This is a genomic window from Frigoribacterium sp. Leaf164, from assembly GCF_001423665.1.
Taxonomy (GTDB): domain Bacteria; phylum Actinomycetota; class Actinomycetes; order Actinomycetales; family Microbacteriaceae; genus Frigoribacterium; species Frigoribacterium endophyticum.
Genome location: NZ_LMOX01000001.1, coordinates 35,210 through 52,313, shown reverse-complemented (window position 1 = coordinate 52,313; position 17,104 = coordinate 35,210). Strand labels below are relative to the sequence as shown.

Here is a 17,104-nt window from a genome sequence, read left to right as displayed (position 1 = left end):
GGGCCTCGGCGACGGGTCAGGCCTGCGGGAGGCGCGGTGCGGCCCCCTGGGGAGCGGGCACGTCGAAGCGCGCCCCGCCCGGCTTCGGCCCGAGCACCGACAGGATGAAGATCACGAAGCCGCCGAGGTACGGCACGAGGTTGAGCAGGATCAGCCACCCGCTGAGGTCGACGTCGTGCAGGCGACGGACGCCGATCGAGAGCCACGGGATGATCGTGCCGAACGCGACCAGTGCCAGGACGATGCCGAACGGGTAGAAGCCGGGGCCCGGCTGCGAGGTGCCGTCGACCGCGGTCGTGGCGCCCGCTGCGCCGGCGATGCCGCCGCCGATGCCGAGGACGATGAAGACGACGGTGTTGACCAGCACGGCCCACCAGTACTCGCTGCGGCTCGCCCGCCCCGAGAACGTCGCGTACTTCTGGAAGAAGCGCTTGATCGACTCGACCGGCCCCGCGCCGTACAGGGGCGCCCAGAGCGGCACCGTGCCGTCGGCGGCCAGCGGGACGGGGGTGCCGTAGAGCGGCTGGGGCGGAGCGACCGCGCTGCCGGGCTGCTGGCCGTAGGGCTGCTGGCCGTACTGCTGCTGGCCGTACGGCTGCTGCCCGTACTGCGGCTGCTGCTGGCCGTTCGGCTGCTGCCCGTACGAAGGCTGGCCGGAGGACGGCTGGCCGTACGGCGGCTGCTGCCCGGACGGCGACTGCTCCCCGGACGGGTGCTGCCCCGACGGCGCCTGCGGGCTCAGCCGCGACTGGCCCTCCGCGGGCTGCGATCCGTACGGCCAGCGAGGCGCCTCCCCGGGCTGCTGCCCCTGCTCGCCGCCCTGTCCCTGTCCCTGTTCCTGGCCCTGCCCGCCCTGGCCGTTCCGTCCATCGTCGCTCATGTCGTTCCCCCCTGCTCGCGTCGCACCCTGCGACGTCGCCAGGGTACCGACCCGAGGGAACCTCGTGCGCCCCGTGGCATGCTGTGCCCATGACCGACCGTGACCTCCCCGGCCTGCTCGCCGCCGCCTCCGTCGACCCCGCCGTCTTCGCGCTCCGGCCCGACTACCGCGCCGCGCTCGTGGCCGTCGACGGCATCGTGCCCGGCCCCAGCGACGACGAGAGCGAGGCGCTGCTGCAGGCCGCCGAGCGGTCGGCCGCCGCGGCCCTGGCGGAGGCGCCCGTCGACCAGCTGCCGCACGTCGCCGCGTGGCGCGACGCGTACCGGGCGTTCGGCGCCAAGCCGCAGCGCACGCGCAACAGCGCCGAGGCGCTCATCCGCCGCGCGGAGTCCGGCCTGCCGCGGGTCAACCGCCTCACCGACCTCTACAACGCCGTCTCGGTCTCGCACGCGATCCCGCTCGGCGGCGAGGACCTCTCGCGCTACGTCGGGGCGCCCCGCCTCGTCCGCGCCGTCGGCGACGAGGCGTTCGAGACGAGCGCGGGCGGCGAGCCCGTGACCGAGCACCCCGACGCCGGCGAGGTCGTCTGGTGCGACGACGAGGGCGTCACCTGCCGCCGCTGGAACTGGCGGCAGGGCCCGCGCACCGCGCTCCGCGACGACACCACGTCGGCCCTGTTCGTCCTCGACGCGCTCGACCCGCTCACCGACGACCAGCTGGAGGCGGCGGTCGCCGACCTGGAGCAGCACCTGACCCGGCTCGGCCCCGACGTCCGCACGGCCCGCCGCATCATCCGAGCCGGCTGACGTGGTCGACCCCGGCGACACCGCTGTCGCCCCGGCCCGGGGCGGCCCGGACTCGGAGACGCTCGGCCCCAACGCCGACGCCCTGCCCCAGGGGTGGGTCGTGATCGGCACGCGTGACTGGCGCAGCGTCTGGGGAGCCGGCGCGCAGCCGTTCTTCCTCTCCCTCGTCAGCCTGCACCTGATCAACATCGCGGCCACCTTCGCCGCCGACGGCGTGCCGGTCGTCGTCACGATCGGCACGGCCCTCGCCCTGGTCGTCGTCACCGTGGCGGTCGCCTGGGTCGCGCGTACCCGCCGCTGGCCGCTGGCCGCGGTCTCCCTCAGCACGGGCGAGCTCCGCGCCGGGTCACGCACGGTCGAGCTCGCGTCGGTGGACGCCGCCCAGATCGGCGTCCTTCCCCAGCGACGACGCGAGCCGGTCGTCACCCTGCGCCTGTCGGCCGGCGGGAAGGCGCGCGTCGAGGCGTTCCTGCGCGACCGTCGCGGGGCGACCCTCACCGACGAGCACCGCCTCGTGCTCGCCGAGGCGCTCCGCCGCACGTCGATCGTGCTGCCCGTCTCGCCCGACGACCCGAAGGGCCGCTTCACGCGCATCAACTTCCCCGGTCACCTCGACCGCGACGAGGCCGTCGCCACCGCGCTCCGCCCCGAGACCGCCGACGCCCACGTGCTCGGCGCGAAGCGCCTCTACCAGCGCTGACGCGCGGCCCCGCGCCTCCCCCACCCACCGAGGTGACCCGTCCCGGGCCCTCCCCCGCGCCGAGGGCCCATGAGGGGGCACCTCGGTGCCTGCGGGCTCGCGCCCGGGCGAGCCCGGCCGAGCCCGCGCCTCCCCCGTTCATCGAGGTGACCCGTTCCGGGCCCTCACGCGCGCCGAGCACCCAGAACGGGGCACCTCGAGGCCCGCAGGCTCGCGCCCCGCGCCCCCGTGCCTCCTACAACCAGCGCTTGAGGCGGAACGCCCCCCAGAGCCCGCCGCCGATCGCGGCCATCAGCCCGAGCGCGAACGGGTAGCCGAGGGTCCAGTGCAGCTCGGGCATCACGTCGAAGTTCATGCCGTAGATCGCTCCGACGAGGGTCGGTGCGAAGAGGATGGCGGCCCAGGCCGAGATGCGCTTGGTGACCTCGTTCTGGTCCTGGGCGACGAGCGTGGCGTTCAGCGCGAGCGCGTTCTGCAGCACGGCGCGGAAGGTGTCGGCCCGGTCGACGACGCGGATGACGTGGTCCTGCACGTCGCGCAGCCGCCGCTCGAGCTCGGTGCCGAGCCCGTACTTCTCGCCGCCGCGCAGCAGCCCGTCGAGCATCGCGATCAGCGGCCGCGACGCCTTCTGGAAGTCGCTGACCTCGCCGAACAGCTCGTAGATGCGCCGCGCGACGCCGGGCGCCCCGGAGAACAGCTGCTGCTCGATCTCGTCGATGTCGTTCTCGAGGCCGTCGATGACCGGCTTGTAGGCGTCGACGACCGCGTCGAGCAGGGCCCAGAGCATCGCCTGCGGACCGGCCCCGAGCAGGTCGGGCTTCGTGCGCAGCCGCGAGACGCTGCGGGCGACGTGGCGGGCGTCGATGTGCGAGACGTGGTTGATGCCGATGAAGAAGTCGGGCCCGACGAAGCCGTGGATCTCGCCGAACGCCACGGTCTCCTCGTCGTCGAGGTAGACCGCGGGCCGCACGACGACGAAGAGCGTGGTGCCGTACCGCTCGAGCTTGGCGCGCTGGTGGCCCGAGCCGGCGTCCTCGACGGCGAGCTCGTGCAGGTCGAAGCGTCGCTGCAGCGAGGCCAGCTCGGCCGCGTCGGGCTCGCTGAGCACGACCCACGCGGTGCCGCCGGTCTCGGCGAGCGCCGCGTACGTCTCGTCGAGGGTGTCGTGCGACGCGTGCAGGCGGCCGTCGACGTAGACGTCGTTGATCTGGAGGGGCATCCGGCCAGTCTCCCAGAGCGGGGGCCGACCCGAGGAGGCGCGGGTCGAGCCCCCGAGGAGGAGCGGTGCGTCAGTGCCCGGCCGCGAACCGCGTCTGGACCTGCGAGGCCGTCTGCGCCGAGTTGTTGTAGATCGTGCTGCCGTCGACCTGGCCCGCGAACCAGCTGCTGGTCGGCGCCGACCCGAGGCCGGTCAGCGGCACGTAGCCGACTCGCCAGTAGCCCGTGGCGGCCTGGGCGGTCTTCGAGGTGGTGTCGGTGACGACGGCCTGGCCGTCGACGTAGATGACGACGCCGGCGGTGCTCGAGAGCGTCGCGACGACGTGGTGCCAGGCGCCGTCGTTGTAGGCGCGGGGGGTGACGGTCGTCTTCACCGTGCTGGTCGTGGGGCGGACGCCGAGCGCGAGGGCGCCGGTGTTCGTCATGTAGAGGGCGCGGTCGGTGGTCGTGGTGGTGCCGGTCTGCGCCGACGAGAAGCCGACGAGCGCGCCGCCGCGGGTCGTGGTCGTGCGGAACCAGGTCTCGGCCGTGAACGAGGGCTGCCCGCCGAGCATGACGGCCGTCGTGACCTGGCCCGAGGTGCCGTCGAGCTGCAGCGACGGGCTGGAGTTCGCCGCGCACGAGCCGCCGACGAACGAGGCACCGGAGCTCAGGGTCCCGACGCGGGCGAAGGCGCTGCCGTCGGTGGTGGTCGTGCCCGACGTCTCGTTGTACGAGAAGCCGAACGAGGTCTGGTCGTTGTACGCGTCGGTGAGGCAGTCGAAGGTCGACGCGGCGCCGAAGGCGCTCGACGGGTTCGCGACCTGGGCCGAGAAGGCGGCGCCGGCGCCGCCCGAGACGACGAGGGTCACGGCGAGGCCCGAGACGAGGCCGACCACGGCGAGCGTGCTGCCGGCGACCCGGAGCCGGGCCGCACGACGGACGCTGCGGCGGGCGGCCACGCGACCGCCGGCGAGGGCGACCGGACGGCGGGAGGTGCGGGGCGACTCCTCGGGGCCCTCCAGGCCCGTGAGCAGGTAGCGGTCGGCGCGGGCGCCGAGCACGAGCAGCATCAGGAGGCTGCCCGTGACGAGCAGGTGGCCGGTCTGGCCGCCCTGGGCCCAGACGAAGGGCGTGCCGAGGTACGGCACGCGCAGGTAGCCGACGCCGACGACCGCGTCGCGGGCGACCGGGGTGCTGTCGGCCTGCGGGTTGGCGTCGCCCTTGGTGACGATGGTCGTGCCCTCGCCGTTGTCGAGGTAGCGGTGCAGGCGGAGGTGGTCGGCCCGGTCGGGGTCCTGGAAGAGGAGCACCTGGCCCTGGCGGATCGCCGACTCGGCGACGGGCTTCGCGACCACGACGTCGCCGGGGTGGATGCGCGGCTCCATCGAGCCGGTCATGACCGTCGTGGGGGTCCAGCCGATCACGGCGGGGACGGCGGCCCAGAGGAGGAGGCCCACCACGGTGGCGAGGACGGTGCGCGAGAGCACCCCGACCAGCAGGCGGAGCCAGTGCGACCACGACCGAGAGGCACGCCGCGACCCGGCGACCTGCGCCGCGGCGGTGGCCGGGCTGAGGAAGTCGAAGGTGGTCATGGCGTGCCTCGTGGTCTCGTGGTGCGTGCGTGGTGAGTGCTGTCGTGCTGCGGTGCTGTGCTGCTGTCGTGCTGCGCTCCGGGTCGGGCGGGGCGGTGGTGCTGTGGTGCGTCGGGGGCGGTGCGGTGGTGCTCGGGGTGGGCGTGCGACCGGCGAGGTGGGGGGCCGGGTGGTGCGGTGGTGCGGTGCGGCGCCGCGGGCGATCGGGTGTCCTGCGGTGCTGCTGTTCCTCCGGCCGGCTCAGGGGGCCGGAGGAGGTCCTCGCCGCCCGCCCCGCGGGGGGTCGGGGCGGGCGGCGAGGTGGGGCCCGTCGCGACGCAGGGGGGAGGAGCGGCGACGGGAGTCGGTGGAGCGGTCAGCGGTCGGGGCCGGCGGCTGTCGGGGCCGGCGGCCGGGCGACTAGCTGTTCTGCGCCTCCCAGGTGAGGGCGATCGCGGCGGTGCCGCCCTGCTGGGCGTTGGTCGCCGCGGCGTTGACCGTGTAGGTCACCTGGTAGGTGCGGACCTCGGGGGTCGTGCCGCCGACGGTCGCCCAGGTGCCGACGCCGTTGCCGTAGTTGGTGGCGGCGGTGCTGAGGCCGGCGACCGTGCCGGAGTAGACGGCGCCGGCGGCGCCCTGGGCGGGCGTGTAGCCGGTGCAGGAGCCGAAGCCGCCGCCGGTGCCCTGCGTGATGTTCAGCGTGATGTTGTCGCCGAGGGCCTTGGTGGTCGAGTAGCTGCTGCTGTAGAGCTTGACGGCCGAGGCGAGCGAGCCGGTCGAGGTGACCGCGATGCACTTGGAGCCGGTCGAGCCGGGCTTGAGGTTCGTGGCCTGGAACATCGCGGCGCCGGTCGAGCCGTCGGCCGTGGTGCCGCCGTCGTCGTCGGTGAGGGCGACGCTGCCCGCGGTCCAGTTGCTGGTCGGGTTGGCCGTGGTCGACGAGAACGCCGAGTAGGAGGCCTGCGAGACGACGAGGCCGGAGGCGACGAGGGCGGCGGGGATGGCGATCCAGGCGGCGAGGCGGGCGAGGCGGGGGGTGGGACGCGACATGGGGAGCTCCAGGTGGTTGGGGTGGAACGGGAAGTTGGGGGGAGAGCCTCGGAGAACAATTTGCTCGGTATCCGAGTGGTTGGCCTCTCAAGTGGTACGACAATCAAGTTACTTGCCCTCCGAGTAGCACGCAAGCCGAAGCATGCCCCCACTCAAGGGGACATGGCTCGACGGGTGAACTACTCGTCATCCGAGCTATGCTCGTCGTCGAGGCAGTTCGCTCCCCGCCCTCGGCGGGTCGACCTCGCCCCTCGTCGTGATCCCCCGCACCGTGTCGCCCCGCACGCTCGCGCACGACCCGCCCCCGAGGCCCCGGAGCCCACCCCATGACCGACGTCTCCCCCCAGCCGCCCGCCGGCGCCGCGCCTCCCCTCCACGACGACGGGCTGCTCGACGTGTCGGGCGTCCTCGACGCGTTCCGTGCCCTGCAGAAGGAGAACGAGCGCGTGGAGCGCCTCGTCGCCACCTACTACGGCATCGGCACGAGCGACCTGCGCTGCCTCCGCTTCGTCGGCGAGAACGCCGCCTCGACGCCCAAGGCCACCGCCGAGGCGCTCGAGCTGTCGACGGGCGCCACCACGAGCCTGATCGACCGGCTCGGCGCCGCCGGCTTCGTGCACCGCGCCCCGCACCCCACCGACCGGCGCAGCGTCGTGCTCGAGCTGGCCCCGGCGGGCCGCAAGGCCATCGACGAGATCGACGAGTTCTACCGCGGGGCGTTCCGCGACGCGGTCGATCCGCACCACCTCGACTTCCTGGCCGCGGCGATGCGCGCGATCGGCGACTCCCTCGTCCGGTCGGCGGCGCAGGCGGACGCCGACCTGGCGGCCCTCGCTGCCGGTGCGGCCGAGGGGTCGGCGCAGGCTCCGGCCTCGTCCGACTAGCTCCGCCCCGGTCGGCGCTCCTCACGGCGGGACCCTCCCGCGCAGCCGGTCGTAGGGTGGCGCGATGACTCCCTCCGACGTGCTCATCGACGCGTTCTCGCGCCTGCCCGCCATCGCCCGCTCGGCCGTCGACGGCCTCTCGGTCGACGACCTCGCCTGGCGGGCCGACCCCGAGGCCAACACGATCGCCTGGCTCGTCTGGCACACCGCGCGCGGTCAGGACGCGCAGGTGGCCGACCTCGCGGGCAGCGACGAGGTGTGGTCGGTCGACGGCTGGGCCGAGTCGTTCGGCCTGCCCTTCTCCCCCGCCGAGATGGGCTACGGCATGTCGCCCGCCGACGTCGCCTCGGTGCGGGTCGAGGGCGACCTGCTCGTGGCCTACCTCGAGGCGGTCACCCTGCGCACCCGCGGCTACCTCGACGACCTGGACGCCGCCTCCTGGGACGACGTCGTCGACGAGCAGTGGGACCCGCCGGTCACGGCCGGGGCGCGGCTCGTGAGCATCCTCGGCGACTGCCAGCAGCACCTCGGCCAGGCGTCGTTCGTGCGCGGGCTGCTCGACCGCCGCTAGCCCTGCGTCAGCACCGGGGAGGCGCGGGTCGGCCTGTGCGGACCGCCTGCGTCGTCAGCGGAGCGACTCCGGCAGGCAGCTCGCCGGCACCGGGAAGCCCAGGCGGACGGCCACCTCGTCGAGCCGTGCCCGGGCCGCCGCGTGGTGCTCGAGGTAGATCGGGTCGCCCAGGGCGAAGGCGCGGGGCGAGGCGTCTGCGGGCACGACCAGCCGCCACAGGTCGAGCTCGTCGGCGGCGTCCTCCGTGTCGGAGAGCCGCCGGGCCAGCTCGGCGAGGTCGTCGTGCGGCACGGGCGGGTGGTGCTGCTCGGCCCAGGTGCGGAACTCCACGGGGACGGTGACGACGCCGTCACCGTCGAGGGCGTCGCGGACGGCCTGCCGCAGGGCCGCTGGATCACGACGCGGCCCGGGGACGACGTCGTGGCCGACGGCGACGAGCCCCCCGCCGACCGCGGCTCCGAGGACGGCACCGGCCGCGAGCGACGCCCACTCGTGCAGGTGACCCACCTCGCGGGTCACCGCGACGCCGATGACGGCCCCGGCGATCGTCGCTGCGGCGTACAGCCACCGCGTCGACCACCGGGTGGGCTCGGCGGCCCAGCCCCGACGTCGGAGTTCCCGTTCCACCGCGGCCGTGGGCACCCCCGGGGCTGCGACGAACCAGCACGACTCCTCGGCGTCACCGGGGATGCTCACGAACGCCGTCACCGGTCCACCTCGGCGTGCCGGCGAGACGGAACGTAGCCGGTCGCGGCCGCGACGGCCCTGAGTTCGTCCACCGCGGTCGCCTCGGCGGCGACCAGCACGGCCACGGCCCGGCGGGCGACTGCCTCGCCGCCCGGGCCCTCGTCGCCCCGGTCGTCCTCGAGCTCCTGTCCGTCGGCGTCAGCGACTGCCCACCGCGCGCCACGGAGCTCCTCGACGAGCCCCACGGCCGCGGTGACGCGCCAGACCGCCTCGGCCGCGGTGTCGTCGCGCAGCCACGAGAGCACGTGACGCGGCACCGGGACGACCTGTGCCGAGGGAGCGGGGCCGACGAGGTCGGGCGCGAGACGGTCCGCGACGCTGAACGCCAGGGCGATAGCGCCGACGAGGACGGCGAGGAGGCCGGCGACCCCGAGGGACACCGCGCCGAACTCCTCGGTGAGGGGCAGCGCCTCCACGCCGACCACGACGGCGACGCCCCCGATCGCCAGGGTGACGACGAACACCGTCAGCGGCGCCCACCGCAGCACGCGCCGCCCGCTCCCGACGTTCGTCGGGGCCGCCGACCGGCGCAGCTCGGCGACGGCGTCGGCGGCCGCGTCGGGCGTCAGCGCGGGGTCGACGACGTACCAGCGCCGGCGGTCGTGGACGAGCACCGGCACCAGGCCGGGGCGTTCACGGGTCGGGGGCACCTCGCGAGCCTAGGGGCGGTCCTGCCTCCGTGACGCGGGCGGTGCGGGCGGGCCGACCCGCGCCTCCCTCGGGCCCCCGGACGCGACGACGGGCGCCCACCTCGTGAGGTGAGCGCCCGTCGGGTGCCGTGGTGCTGCGGTGTCGTTACGCGCCGGCGAGCCGGTCGAGCAGGGCGTCGCCGGAGCGGGCCTCGATCATCTCGGCGTCGATCTCGGCGCGGTCGAGCAGCTCCTCCATGCGGCGGCGGCGCTGGCGCGTGATCAGCGTCACGACCGTGCCCTCCTTGCCGGCGCGGCCCGTACGGCCCGAGCGGTGCATGTAGGTCTTGTACTCGTCGGGCATGTCGGCCTGGACGACGAGCTCGATGTCGTCGACGTGGATGCCGCGGGCGGCGACGTCGGTCGCGACGAGCACGTTGACGCGGCCGCTGGTGAGCATCTGCAGGTTGCGGGTGCGACGGGCCTGGTTGAGGTCGCCGTGGAGGCTCGTGGCGCGGATGCCCGCGTCCTCCAGCTGGTCGGCGAGCTGCTCGGCGAAGGCGCGCGTGCGGGCGAAGACGAGGGTCTTGCCCGGGCCGGAGGCGAGCTGCTCGATGACGGCCGTCTTGTCGCGCTGCTCGATCAGCAGCACGCGGTGGTCGATCGTGGCGCTGGCCTGGTCCTCGCCGGCGACCTCGTGCACGGCCGGGTCGACGAGGAACTCGTCGACGAGCTTCGCGACGCCCTTGTCGAGGGTCGCGCTGAAGAGCAGCTTCTGGGCGCGGTCGCCGTTCGGCTTCACGTCGGCGGTCTCGCGGATGATGCGCTGCACCGGCTCGAGGAAGCCCAGGTCGCACATGTGGTCGGCCTCGTCGAGCACCGTGATGGTGACCTCGCTGAGGTCGAGGCGGCCCTGGTCGATGAGGTCCTCGATGCGGCCGGGGGTGCCGATGACGATGTCGACGCCGCGGTTGATGGCGCCGACCTGGCGGGCCTGCGGCACGCCGCCGTAGACCTGCGTCGTGAAGAGGCCGACCGAGCGAGCGATGGGCTGCACGGTGCGGTCGATCTGCATCGCGAGCTCGCGCGTCGGGGCGAGGATGAGCGCGCGCGGCTTGCGGCCGGGCTTGCGGCCCTTGGCGCCGTTGTTCTCCATCAGCTTCTCGACCAGCGGAGCGCCGAAGGCGATCGTCTTGCCGGAGCCCGTGCGGCCACGGCCGAGGACGTCCTTGCCGGCCAGCACGTCGGGGATCGTCGCCGCCTGGATGGCGAACGGAGCGGCGGCGCCCATCGACGCGAGCTGGCGCTCGATGTTGTCGCCGAGGCCCAGGTCGCCGAAGCTCACGCCCTCGACGTCGGCCGCGGTGACCACGGCGGCCTGCAGCTTCTCGAGCTTGACGTCGTCCTCGGGCGAGTAGTGGCCCGCGTCGCGCTTCGGGTACAGGTCGCTGCCGCGGTCGGAGCGCTGGGGGCGGTCGCTGCGCGAGTCGCGGTCGAAGGAGCGCTGGGGGCGGTCGCTGCGGGAGTCGCGGTCGCTGCGGGGTGCGCGGGAGTCGCGGTCGAAGCTGCGCGGAGCGCGGTCGTCGCGGTCGCCGCGGTCGCTGCGGGGTGCTCGGTCGTCGCGGTCGAAGCTGCGCGGAGCGCGGTCGTCGCGGTCGAACGAGCGCTGCGGGCGGTCGTCACGGGGCGGGCGCCCGGCGGGCGTGTAGCTCTTGGGCGCGCGGTCGTCACGGCGGGCGGGGCGCTCGTCGCGGTCGTACGAGCGGGGGGCGCGGTCGTCGCGCTGGGGGCGGGCGTCGCGGTCCCAGCTGCGCGGGGCGCGGTCGTCGCGCTGCGGGCGGGCGTCGCGGTCGTAGCCGCGCGGGGCGCGGTCGTCGCGGCCGCCACGGTCGTCACGACCGCCGCGGTCGTCGCGAGCCGGGCGCTCCGAGCGCTCCCAGGGGCGGGTCGGGCGACCGTCGCGGCCGGCACGGGCTGCCTCGCGGCCGCCGTCCCGGCCGAAGCGGGGGGCGCCTCCGTCACGGCCACGCTCGCCGTTGCGGGCGTCGTGGTCGCGGGGGGCGAAGCGGCTGTTGCCGGTCTTCTCGCGGGGCTCCCAGTTGGGGCGGCCGCCGCCGGTGCGGGGGGCGTCGCCACGGCGCTCGGCGCGGGCGTCGCTGTTCCAGCGGTCCTTGCGGGCGGGGGCTCCGGCCTCGTCGGGGCGGTGGCCGCGGTGCTTGGGGCTCTTGGAGCCGCCGCCGCGGGGGCCGTCGTCGTTGCGGGCGCGCGAAGGCGTCTTGTCGTAGGGGGGCATGGTGGTTCTCTCCGGGCTTGCGCGGTGACGCGAGGTGATACCCGGGCAGCCTTTGGCCAGGACCGTTCACGTTCGTGAATTCATCTCGACGACATCCGTCGAGAATCCGGCCCACAAGACTGACAAACCCTCTATGCGTGATCGTCGCTGTGCTCAGCGCCCGATCGGTTCGCGCCACAGGCGCGGTGTCTTGAGCCGACCCACCTACGGTACCCGACGCCTCCCGCCCGCGGAACCCCCGCCTCCCCCGCCCCACCGCTGCACATGCCGACCATCCGCCCGCGCCGCGGCCCCTGGTACCCGGATCTCCCACTACTACAGCCCCCACGGTCGGGTTCTGCAGCCCGACCACGGCGACCCCTTCCAAATTTGAGAGTGATCCGACCTGCACGGCCGTCGCAGCCGCACGCCGCCGCCCGCCCCGAGCAGATCCCTCCCGCATTCCGAGCGCGGCCAGCCGCGCGGCCCTGTTCAGCGCTCCGCGCTCCGACCCCGTCACCGCAGGCCCCCGTCACCCCGCCNNGCACTCTCAAATTCGAGAGCGATACGACCCGAGCAGCCGCCACAGCCGCACGCCGCCGCCCGCACCGACCAGATCCTTCCCGCATTCCGAGCGCGGCCAGCCGCGCGGCCCTGCCCAGCGCTCCGCGCTCCGACAACGCCGCACAACCCGACCATCCGCACCCACCACGGCCCCTGGCACCCGGATCTTCCACTACTACAGCCGCGACGGTCGGGTTCTGCAGCTCGACCACGGCACCCTCCTCCGAATTCGAGAGCGATACGGNCCCGAGCAGCCGCCACAGCCGCACGCCGCCGCCCGCCCCGACCAGATCCCTCCCGCCTTCCGAGCGAGGCCCAAGGCGCGGCGCGCATCCCCCGTTGGCCCCCGCATGACGAAGGGCGACGCCCCACCTCGCGGTGACACGGCGCCCTCGGCACGACGAGCGACGAGCGACGAGCGACGAGCTACGCCGGCGACACCCCAGCAGCCTCGCGATCGCCCGCGGCACCCCCGGCACCCCCCGCGGCCTCCGCCGCCCGGTCGGCCCGACGCTCGCCGACCCGCTCGTAGAGGTAGTACATGACCGGCAACACGACCAGCGTCAGCACCGTCGACGACACCAGCCCGCCGATGACGACGATCGCGAGCGGCTGCGAGATGAACCCGCCGTGGCCCGTGATGCCGAGCGCCATCGGGGTCAGGGCGAAGATCGTCGCGGTCGCCGTCATGAGGATGGGCCGCAGACGTCGCGACGCCCCCTCGAGCAGCGCCTCGCGCACCCGGAGCCCCTTCTCGCGGTACTGGTTGACGAGGTCGATCAGCACGATCGCGTTCGTGACCACGATGCCCACCAGCATCAGCACGCCGATCAGCGACGCGACACCGAGCGGGATCCCCGAGGCGAGCTGCAGCAGGATCGCGCCGGTGGCCGCGAACGGGATCGACACCAGCAGGAGGAGCGGCTGCAGCAGGCTGCGGAAGGTCGCCACCATGACGATGTAGACGATCAGGATCGCGATCAGCACCGCGAGGCCGAGCTGCGAGAAGGCGTTGGCCTGGTCGGCCGTCGCCCCGCCGACCACCGCGTCGGCGCCGGCCGGCAGCGAGACGTCGGCGAGCGCGTCGGAGACCTCGGTGCCCGCGCTCGACAGGTCGTCACCCGAGGGCGTGATGGTGACCGTAGCGGTGCGGACCGCGTCCTTCGTCGTCACCGAGGTCGGCCCGGTGCTCTGGTCGACCGTCGCGACCGAGTCGAGACGGACGGGGCCCGTGGGGCTCGGCAGCTGGATCGCCCGGAGGTCGTCGAGCGTCGCCGGCGGCGTCGGGTCGAGCGTGTAGACGTCGACCGAGCTGTCGTCGATCTCGACCGAGCCGACGCGGAACGCCTGCACGGCCTGCGAGACGATGCCGCCGACGGCGACCTCGCTGAGGCCGATCCGGGCCGCCGCGTCGCGGTCGACGGTGACGCCGATGATCGGCTGGGCCGACTGCAGGTTCGAGCTCGCCTCGGCGGTGCCGGGGAGGTCCTGCACCTCGGCCAGCACGGCGTCGGTCGCGGTCTGCAGGGTGTCGGGGTCGGGCGCCGAGACGTCGACGGTGATGTCGTTGTTCGTGCCGAAGCCGCTCGAGGCCGCCAGCTCGATCGTGCCCGCGTCGCTGACGCCGTCGAGCTGCGAGCGGACGTCGGCCTGGAGGGCCTCCTGGTCGGCGTCCTCGTCGGTCGTGATCGAGTACGTCACCGTGCTGTCGCCGCTGCCGCCGAAGAAGCTCGCGATCGAGGTGCCGCTCGAGCCGATGGTCAGCTGGACGGTGTCGATGCCGTCGACGCCCTCGAGCACGTCCTCGACCTGCGTCGCCGCGGTCGAGAGGGTGTCGAGGCTCGACGCCGGCGCGAGGGTCTGCGTCACCGTGAAGGTGTTCTGCCCGCTCGACCCCAGGAAGTTCGTCTTCATCAGCGGGATGACGGCGCCCGTCCCGACCAGCACGAGCGCCGCCGCGACGAGGGTGACGACGGGGCGACGCAGCGTCCCGCGCAGCACCGGCACGTAGACGCGGCGCAGACGGTCGAGCGGCGTCGGGTCCGTGGGGTCGGAGGCGGCCGTGGTGAGCGGCTCCCGCGAGCCGACCCGCGCCTCCGCGCCGACGCCGTCACCCGCACCCGCACCAGCCCCACCAGCGTGCTTGTGCGCCTTCGGCGCCCGCAGGAACCAGTACGCCAGCACCGGCACGATCGTCAGCGCCACGAACAGCGAGGCGATGAGCGCGATCGTCACCGTCAGCGCGAACGGCCGGAACAGCTCGCCCGTGATGTTGCCGACGAACGCCAGCGGCAGGAACACCACGACGGTCGTGACGGTCGACGCCGTGATGGCACCGGCGACCTCGCGGACGCCCACCGAGATGGCCTGCAGCCGGTCCGTGCCCGCCGTCAGGTGCCGCTTGATGTTCTCGATCACGACGATCGAGTCGTCGACGACGCGGCCGATCGCGATCGTCAGCGCCCCGAGCGTGAGGATGTTGAGCGTGTAGCCCGCCGCCTGCAGCCCGATGAAGGTGATCAGCACGCTGGTGGGGATGCTGATCGCGGTGACGATCGTCGACCGCACCGAGAGCAGGAAGACGAGGATGACGACGACCGCGAACGCCAGGCCGAGCAGGCCCTCGGTCGCGAGGCTGTCGATCGACTGCTGGATGAAGGGCGCCTGGTCGAAGACGACGGTCAGCTCGACGCCGTCGCCGAGGTCGGTGGCGAGGCCCGGGATGGCGTCGCGGACGATCTCGGAGACGTCGACGGTGTTCGCGTCGAGGGTCTTCGTGACCGCCACGGTCAGGGCGTCCTGCCCGTTCACGCGGCTGATCGAGGTGACGGGCGCGCTGGTCAGCTGCACGTCGGCGACGTCGCCGATCGTGACGAGCGAGGTGCCCGACCCGCCGAGCAGCGGCAGGGCCGCGATCTGGTCGGTGCTCGTGATGCGCTCGCCGGCCTGGATCGAGAGGGTCTGGCCGTTCTCGGTGATCGTGCCGCCGGGGATCAGCGTGCCGTTCGCGTCGAGGGCGTCCTGGAAGGCCTGGGCGGTGAGGCCCGCCGCGGCGAGCGCCGTCTGGTCGGGCGTGATGGTGACGCGCTGGCCCGCGTCGCCGTAGATCGACGCCTCGCGCACGCCGTCGAGCTTCTGCAGGTCGGGCACGGTCGTGGTGGTGAGGCGGTCGACGAGGGTCTGCGCGTCGGCCTGGTCGTAGCCGGTGACCGCGATCTGGATCACCGGGAGGTCGTCGAGGCTGCCCGTGACGACCTGCGTGTCGACCGAGTCGGGCAGCGAGAGCCGGTTGATCGCCGACTGGATCTTCTGCTCGGCGGAGTTCAGGTCGGTGCCGTAGGTGAACTCGGCCGACACCGTGCTCTGCGAGGTGCTCGACGTGGCCGTCGTGCCCTCGAGGCCGGGGATGATCTGCACGGCCTGCTCGATCGGCGTCGACACGTCGTCGTTGACGACCTCGGGGGTCGCGCCGGGGTACGAGCTGACGATGGCGATCTGCGGGAACTGCACGCTCGGCGCGAGCTCCTGCTTGAGGCTCGTCAGGGCGATGCCGCCGAAGACCGCGACCACGATGGTGACGAGGGCGATCAGGGCGCGGTTGCGCAGGCTGAAGACGGAGAGGAGGTGCACGGGGCTCCCGGAGACGTGGCTGGTGAAGGCCGGTGAGGAGGACGTGCACGTCGTGCACCCCTCCATTGTCGTCAGTCTCTCTGGGAACGCGGCTACACGACCTCCGCCATCACCGCCCCGCGGGGCACCTGCACGCCGTCGATCCCCTCCCACGCCGCCGCGAGCGCCGCGAGGGCCCGGTCGGTCTCGTCGTCGGGGTACGAGAACGGCACGCGGAGGAACCTCTCGAAGGCGCCGTCGACGCCGAACATCGGCCCCGCGGCGAGCAGCAGCCCCTGCTGCCGGGCCGCGAAGGTGAGCTGTGAGCTGACGGGCGCCCCGAGGGCGACCCAGGTCGTGAGCCCGCCGGCCGGCGACGGCACCTGCCACCCGGGGAAGGCGGAGCGCAGCCCGGCCACGACGCGGTCGCGACCCCGTCTCAGCTGGCCGGCCCGCGCCTCCAGGATCCCCTCCATGTCGCCGAGCAGGTCGGCGACGATCAGCTGCTCGAGCACCGGGGTGCCGAGGTCGCCCGCCGACCGTGCGCGCACCAGGCGGTCGACGAGGGGGCGCTCGGCGCGGATCCAGCCGATCCGCAGCCCGCCCCAGAGCGACTTGCCCGCCGAGCCGATCAGCACGGCGGGCCCGTAGGCCGCCATCGGCAACGGCGAGGAGGCGCGGTGCCCGCCCCCGAGGGAGCCCCCGCCGAGCGGGCCCACACCGAGCGGCCCCCCGATCCGCAGCTCCGCCATCGTCTCGTCCGCGACGACGACCGTCCCCTCGTCCGCCGCGGCCTCGAGCACGCGGACGCGCTGATCGGCCGGCATGGTGGCCCCGGTCGGGTTGTGGAAGTCGGGCATGAGGTAGGCGATCGTCGGGCTGGTGCGCCGGAGCGTCTGCAGCAGGGCCGACTCGTCCCACCCGTCGCGCACGGTCACGCTGACGGGGGCGAGCCGCGCGCCCGCGCCGCGCAGCGCCTCGAACGCGTGCGGGTAGCCCGGCGCCTCGACGACCGCGCGGTCGCCCCGGCCGACGAGCACGCGCGCGAGCAGGGCGATGGCGTGCTGCGCCCCCAGGGTGACGACGATCTGCTCGGCATCGGTCGGCAGGCCGCGGGCCCGGTAGCGCTCGGCGATCGCCTCGCGCAGCACCGGGCGGCCGACGGTGTCGTAGCCGCTGTCGGCGAGGTAGCCGCCGATGCTCGCGGCGGCGCGCTGGGCCGCCTCGGCGATGCCGTCGACGGCGGGCAGCGCGGCCTTGGTGAGGTCGAGCAGCCCGGCCGACGACGAGGCGCGCGGCAGGCTCGTCCGGGCCGGCAGCCGGACGGTGCTGCCGCTGCCGCGCACGCTCTGCACGTGCCCGGTCTCGCGCAGCGACGCGTACGCGGCGGCGACGGTGGTGCGGCTGACCCCGAGGTGGGCCGACAGGTCGCGCTCGCTCGGCAGGCGCGTGCCGACGGGCAGCCGCCCGTCCACGACCAGCAGCCGGACGCGGTCCGCCAGGGCGGCGTAGCCGGGAGCCGAGGAGGCGCGCCACGAGTCGAGCAGGGAGCCGAGGGCCCGCGACGAGACGGCTGGTCCGCTGGTGGTCACCGTGGTCATGCGGCCACACTAGGACGATT

13 protein-coding genes are annotated in these 17,104 nt (G+C 74.2%); 4 read left to right on the top strand and 9 right to left on the bottom strand.

Features of this window, described 5'->3' with window-relative positions; genetic code table 11:
- Nucleotides 1–16 precede the first annotated feature (16 nt).
- On the bottom strand, nucleotides 17–880 hold the full coding sequence (locus ASF82_RS15045) for a DUF805 domain-containing protein (RefSeq protein ID WP_082514106.1): 864 nt from the start codon (nucleotides 878–880) through the stop codon (nucleotides 17–19).
- An 89-nt stretch (nucleotides 881–969) separates the two neighbouring features.
- On the opposite strand from ASF82_RS15045, the gene ASF82_RS00215 reads away from it, so the two are divergent.
- Together ASF82_RS00215 and ASF82_RS00210 are read left to right on the top strand one after the other, a co-directional pair.
- Complete coding sequence (locus ASF82_RS00215) at nucleotides 970–1,686, top strand: B3/4 domain-containing protein (RefSeq protein ID WP_056051881.1); 717 nt, start codon at nucleotides 970–972, stop codon at nucleotides 1,684–1,686.
- Nucleotide 1,687: 1 nt separating this feature from the next.
- Nucleotides 1,688–2,386, top strand: coding sequence for a hypothetical protein (locus ASF82_RS00210; protein WP_056051879.1), 699 nt, complete (start codon nucleotides 1,688–1,690; stop codon nucleotides 2,384–2,386).
- 235 nt (nucleotides 2,387–2,621) lie between these two features.
- Here the strand turns inward: ASF82_RS00210 and ASF82_RS00205 are convergent, their stop codons facing one another.
- The 3 genes from ASF82_RS00205 to ASF82_RS00195 form a co-directional block, all read right to left on the bottom strand.
- Nucleotides 2,622–3,605: a magnesium and cobalt transport protein CorA gene (locus tag ASF82_RS00205; protein WP_056051876.1), complete on the bottom strand. Its 984-nt coding sequence runs from the start codon at nucleotides 3,603–3,605 to the stop codon at nucleotides 2,622–2,624.
- A 70-nt stretch (nucleotides 3,606–3,675) separates the two neighbouring features.
- On the bottom strand, nucleotides 3,676–5,178 hold the full coding sequence (locus ASF82_RS00200; RefSeq protein WP_056051870.1) for a signal peptidase I: 1,503 nt from the start codon (nucleotides 5,176–5,178) through the stop codon (nucleotides 3,676–3,678).
- Between the two features lie 399 nt (nucleotides 5,179–5,577).
- Nucleotides 5,578–6,207 carry a hypothetical protein gene (locus tag ASF82_RS00195; RefSeq protein ID WP_056051868.1) on the bottom strand — a complete coding sequence of 210 codons (630 nt, stop codon included), beginning with the start codon at nucleotides 6,205–6,207 and terminating at the stop codon, nucleotides 5,578–5,580.
- A gap of 326 nt (nucleotides 6,208–6,533) precedes the next feature.
- Here ASF82_RS00195 and ASF82_RS00190 point away from each other — a divergent pair, with 326 nt between their 5' ends.
- On the top strand, nucleotides 6,534–7,091 hold the full coding sequence (locus ASF82_RS00190; RefSeq protein WP_056051865.1) for a MarR family winged helix-turn-helix transcriptional regulator: 558 nt from the start codon (nucleotides 6,534–6,536) through the stop codon (nucleotides 7,089–7,091).
- A 64-nt stretch (nucleotides 7,092–7,155) separates the two neighbouring features.
- Nucleotides 7,156–7,662, top strand: a complete 507-nt coding sequence (locus ASF82_RS00185; RefSeq protein ID WP_056051862.1) for a DinB family protein — start codon at nucleotides 7,156–7,158, stop codon at nucleotides 7,660–7,662.
- Between the two features lie 54 nt (nucleotides 7,663–7,716).
- Here the strand turns inward: ASF82_RS00185 and ASF82_RS00180 are convergent, their stop codons facing one another.
- From ASF82_RS00180 to ASF82_RS00160, 5 genes are all read right to left on the bottom strand, one after another.
- A complete protein-coding gene (locus ASF82_RS00180; protein WP_056051859.1) occupies nucleotides 7,717–8,370 on the bottom strand; it encodes a hypothetical protein in 654 nt (217 codons plus the stop codon).
- Nucleotides 8,367–9,059: a hypothetical protein gene (locus ASF82_RS00175; RefSeq protein ID WP_056051855.1), complete on the bottom strand. Its 693-nt coding sequence runs from the start codon at nucleotides 9,057–9,059 to the stop codon at nucleotides 8,367–8,369. The genes ASF82_RS00180 and ASF82_RS00175 overlap by 4 nt, the downstream gene beginning before the upstream one ends.
- A gap of 145 nt (nucleotides 9,060–9,204) precedes the next feature.
- Nucleotides 9,205–11,331, bottom strand: coding sequence for a DEAD/DEAH box helicase (locus ASF82_RS00170; protein WP_056051851.1), 2,127 nt, complete (start codon nucleotides 11,329–11,331; stop codon nucleotides 9,205–9,207).
- A 969-nt stretch (nucleotides 11,332–12,300) separates the two neighbouring features.
- A complete protein-coding gene (locus tag ASF82_RS00165) occupies nucleotides 12,301–15,504 on the bottom strand; it encodes an efflux RND transporter permease subunit (protein ID WP_056055452.1) in 3,204 nt (1,067 codons plus the stop codon).
- Between the two features lie 92 nt (nucleotides 15,505–15,596).
- Nucleotides 15,597–17,084 (bottom strand): PLP-dependent aminotransferase family protein, encoded by a 1,488-nt coding sequence (locus tag ASF82_RS00160; protein ID WP_056051850.1) that lies wholly within the window; start codon nucleotides 17,082–17,084, stop codon nucleotides 15,597–15,599.
- Nucleotides 17,085–17,104 lie beyond the last annotated feature (20 nt).

What these genes read in the sequence shown, in the direction of transcription:
- ASF82_RS00195 (WP_056051868.1), bottom strand. Translation starts at nt 6,207, where the DNA reads ATGTCGCGTCCCACCCCCCGCCTCGCCCGCCTCGCCGCCTGGATCGCC.
- ASF82_RS00215 (WP_056051881.1), top strand. Translation starts at nt 970, where the DNA reads ATGACCGACCGTGACCTCCCCGGCCTGCTCGCCGCCGCCTCCGTCGAC.
- ASF82_RS15045 (WP_082514106.1), bottom strand. Translation starts at nt 880, where the DNA reads ATGAGCGACGATGGACGGAACGGCCAGGGCGGGCAGGGCCAGGAACAG.
- ASF82_RS00160 (WP_056051850.1), bottom strand. Translation starts at nt 17,084, where the DNA reads ATGACCACGGTGACCACCAGCGGACCAGCCGTCTCGTCGCGGGCCCTC.
- ASF82_RS00170 (WP_056051851.1), bottom strand. Translation starts at nt 11,331, where the DNA reads ATGCCCCCCTACGACAAGACGCCTTCGCGCGCCCGCAACGACGACGGC.
- ASF82_RS00190 (WP_056051865.1), top strand. Translation starts at nt 6,534, where the DNA reads ATGACCGACGTCTCCCCCCAGCCGCCCGCCGGCGCCGCGCCTCCCCTC.
- ASF82_RS00205 (WP_056051876.1), bottom strand. Translation starts at nt 3,605, where the DNA reads ATGCCCCTCCAGATCAACGACGTCTACGTCGACGGCCGCCTGCACGCG.
- ASF82_RS00185 (WP_056051862.1), top strand. Translation starts at nt 7,156, where the DNA reads ATGACTCCCTCCGACGTGCTCATCGACGCGTTCTCGCGCCTGCCCGCC.
- ASF82_RS00200 (WP_056051870.1), bottom strand. Translation starts at nt 5,178, where the DNA reads ATGACCACCTTCGACTTCCTCAGCCCGGCCACCGCCGCGGCGCAGGTC.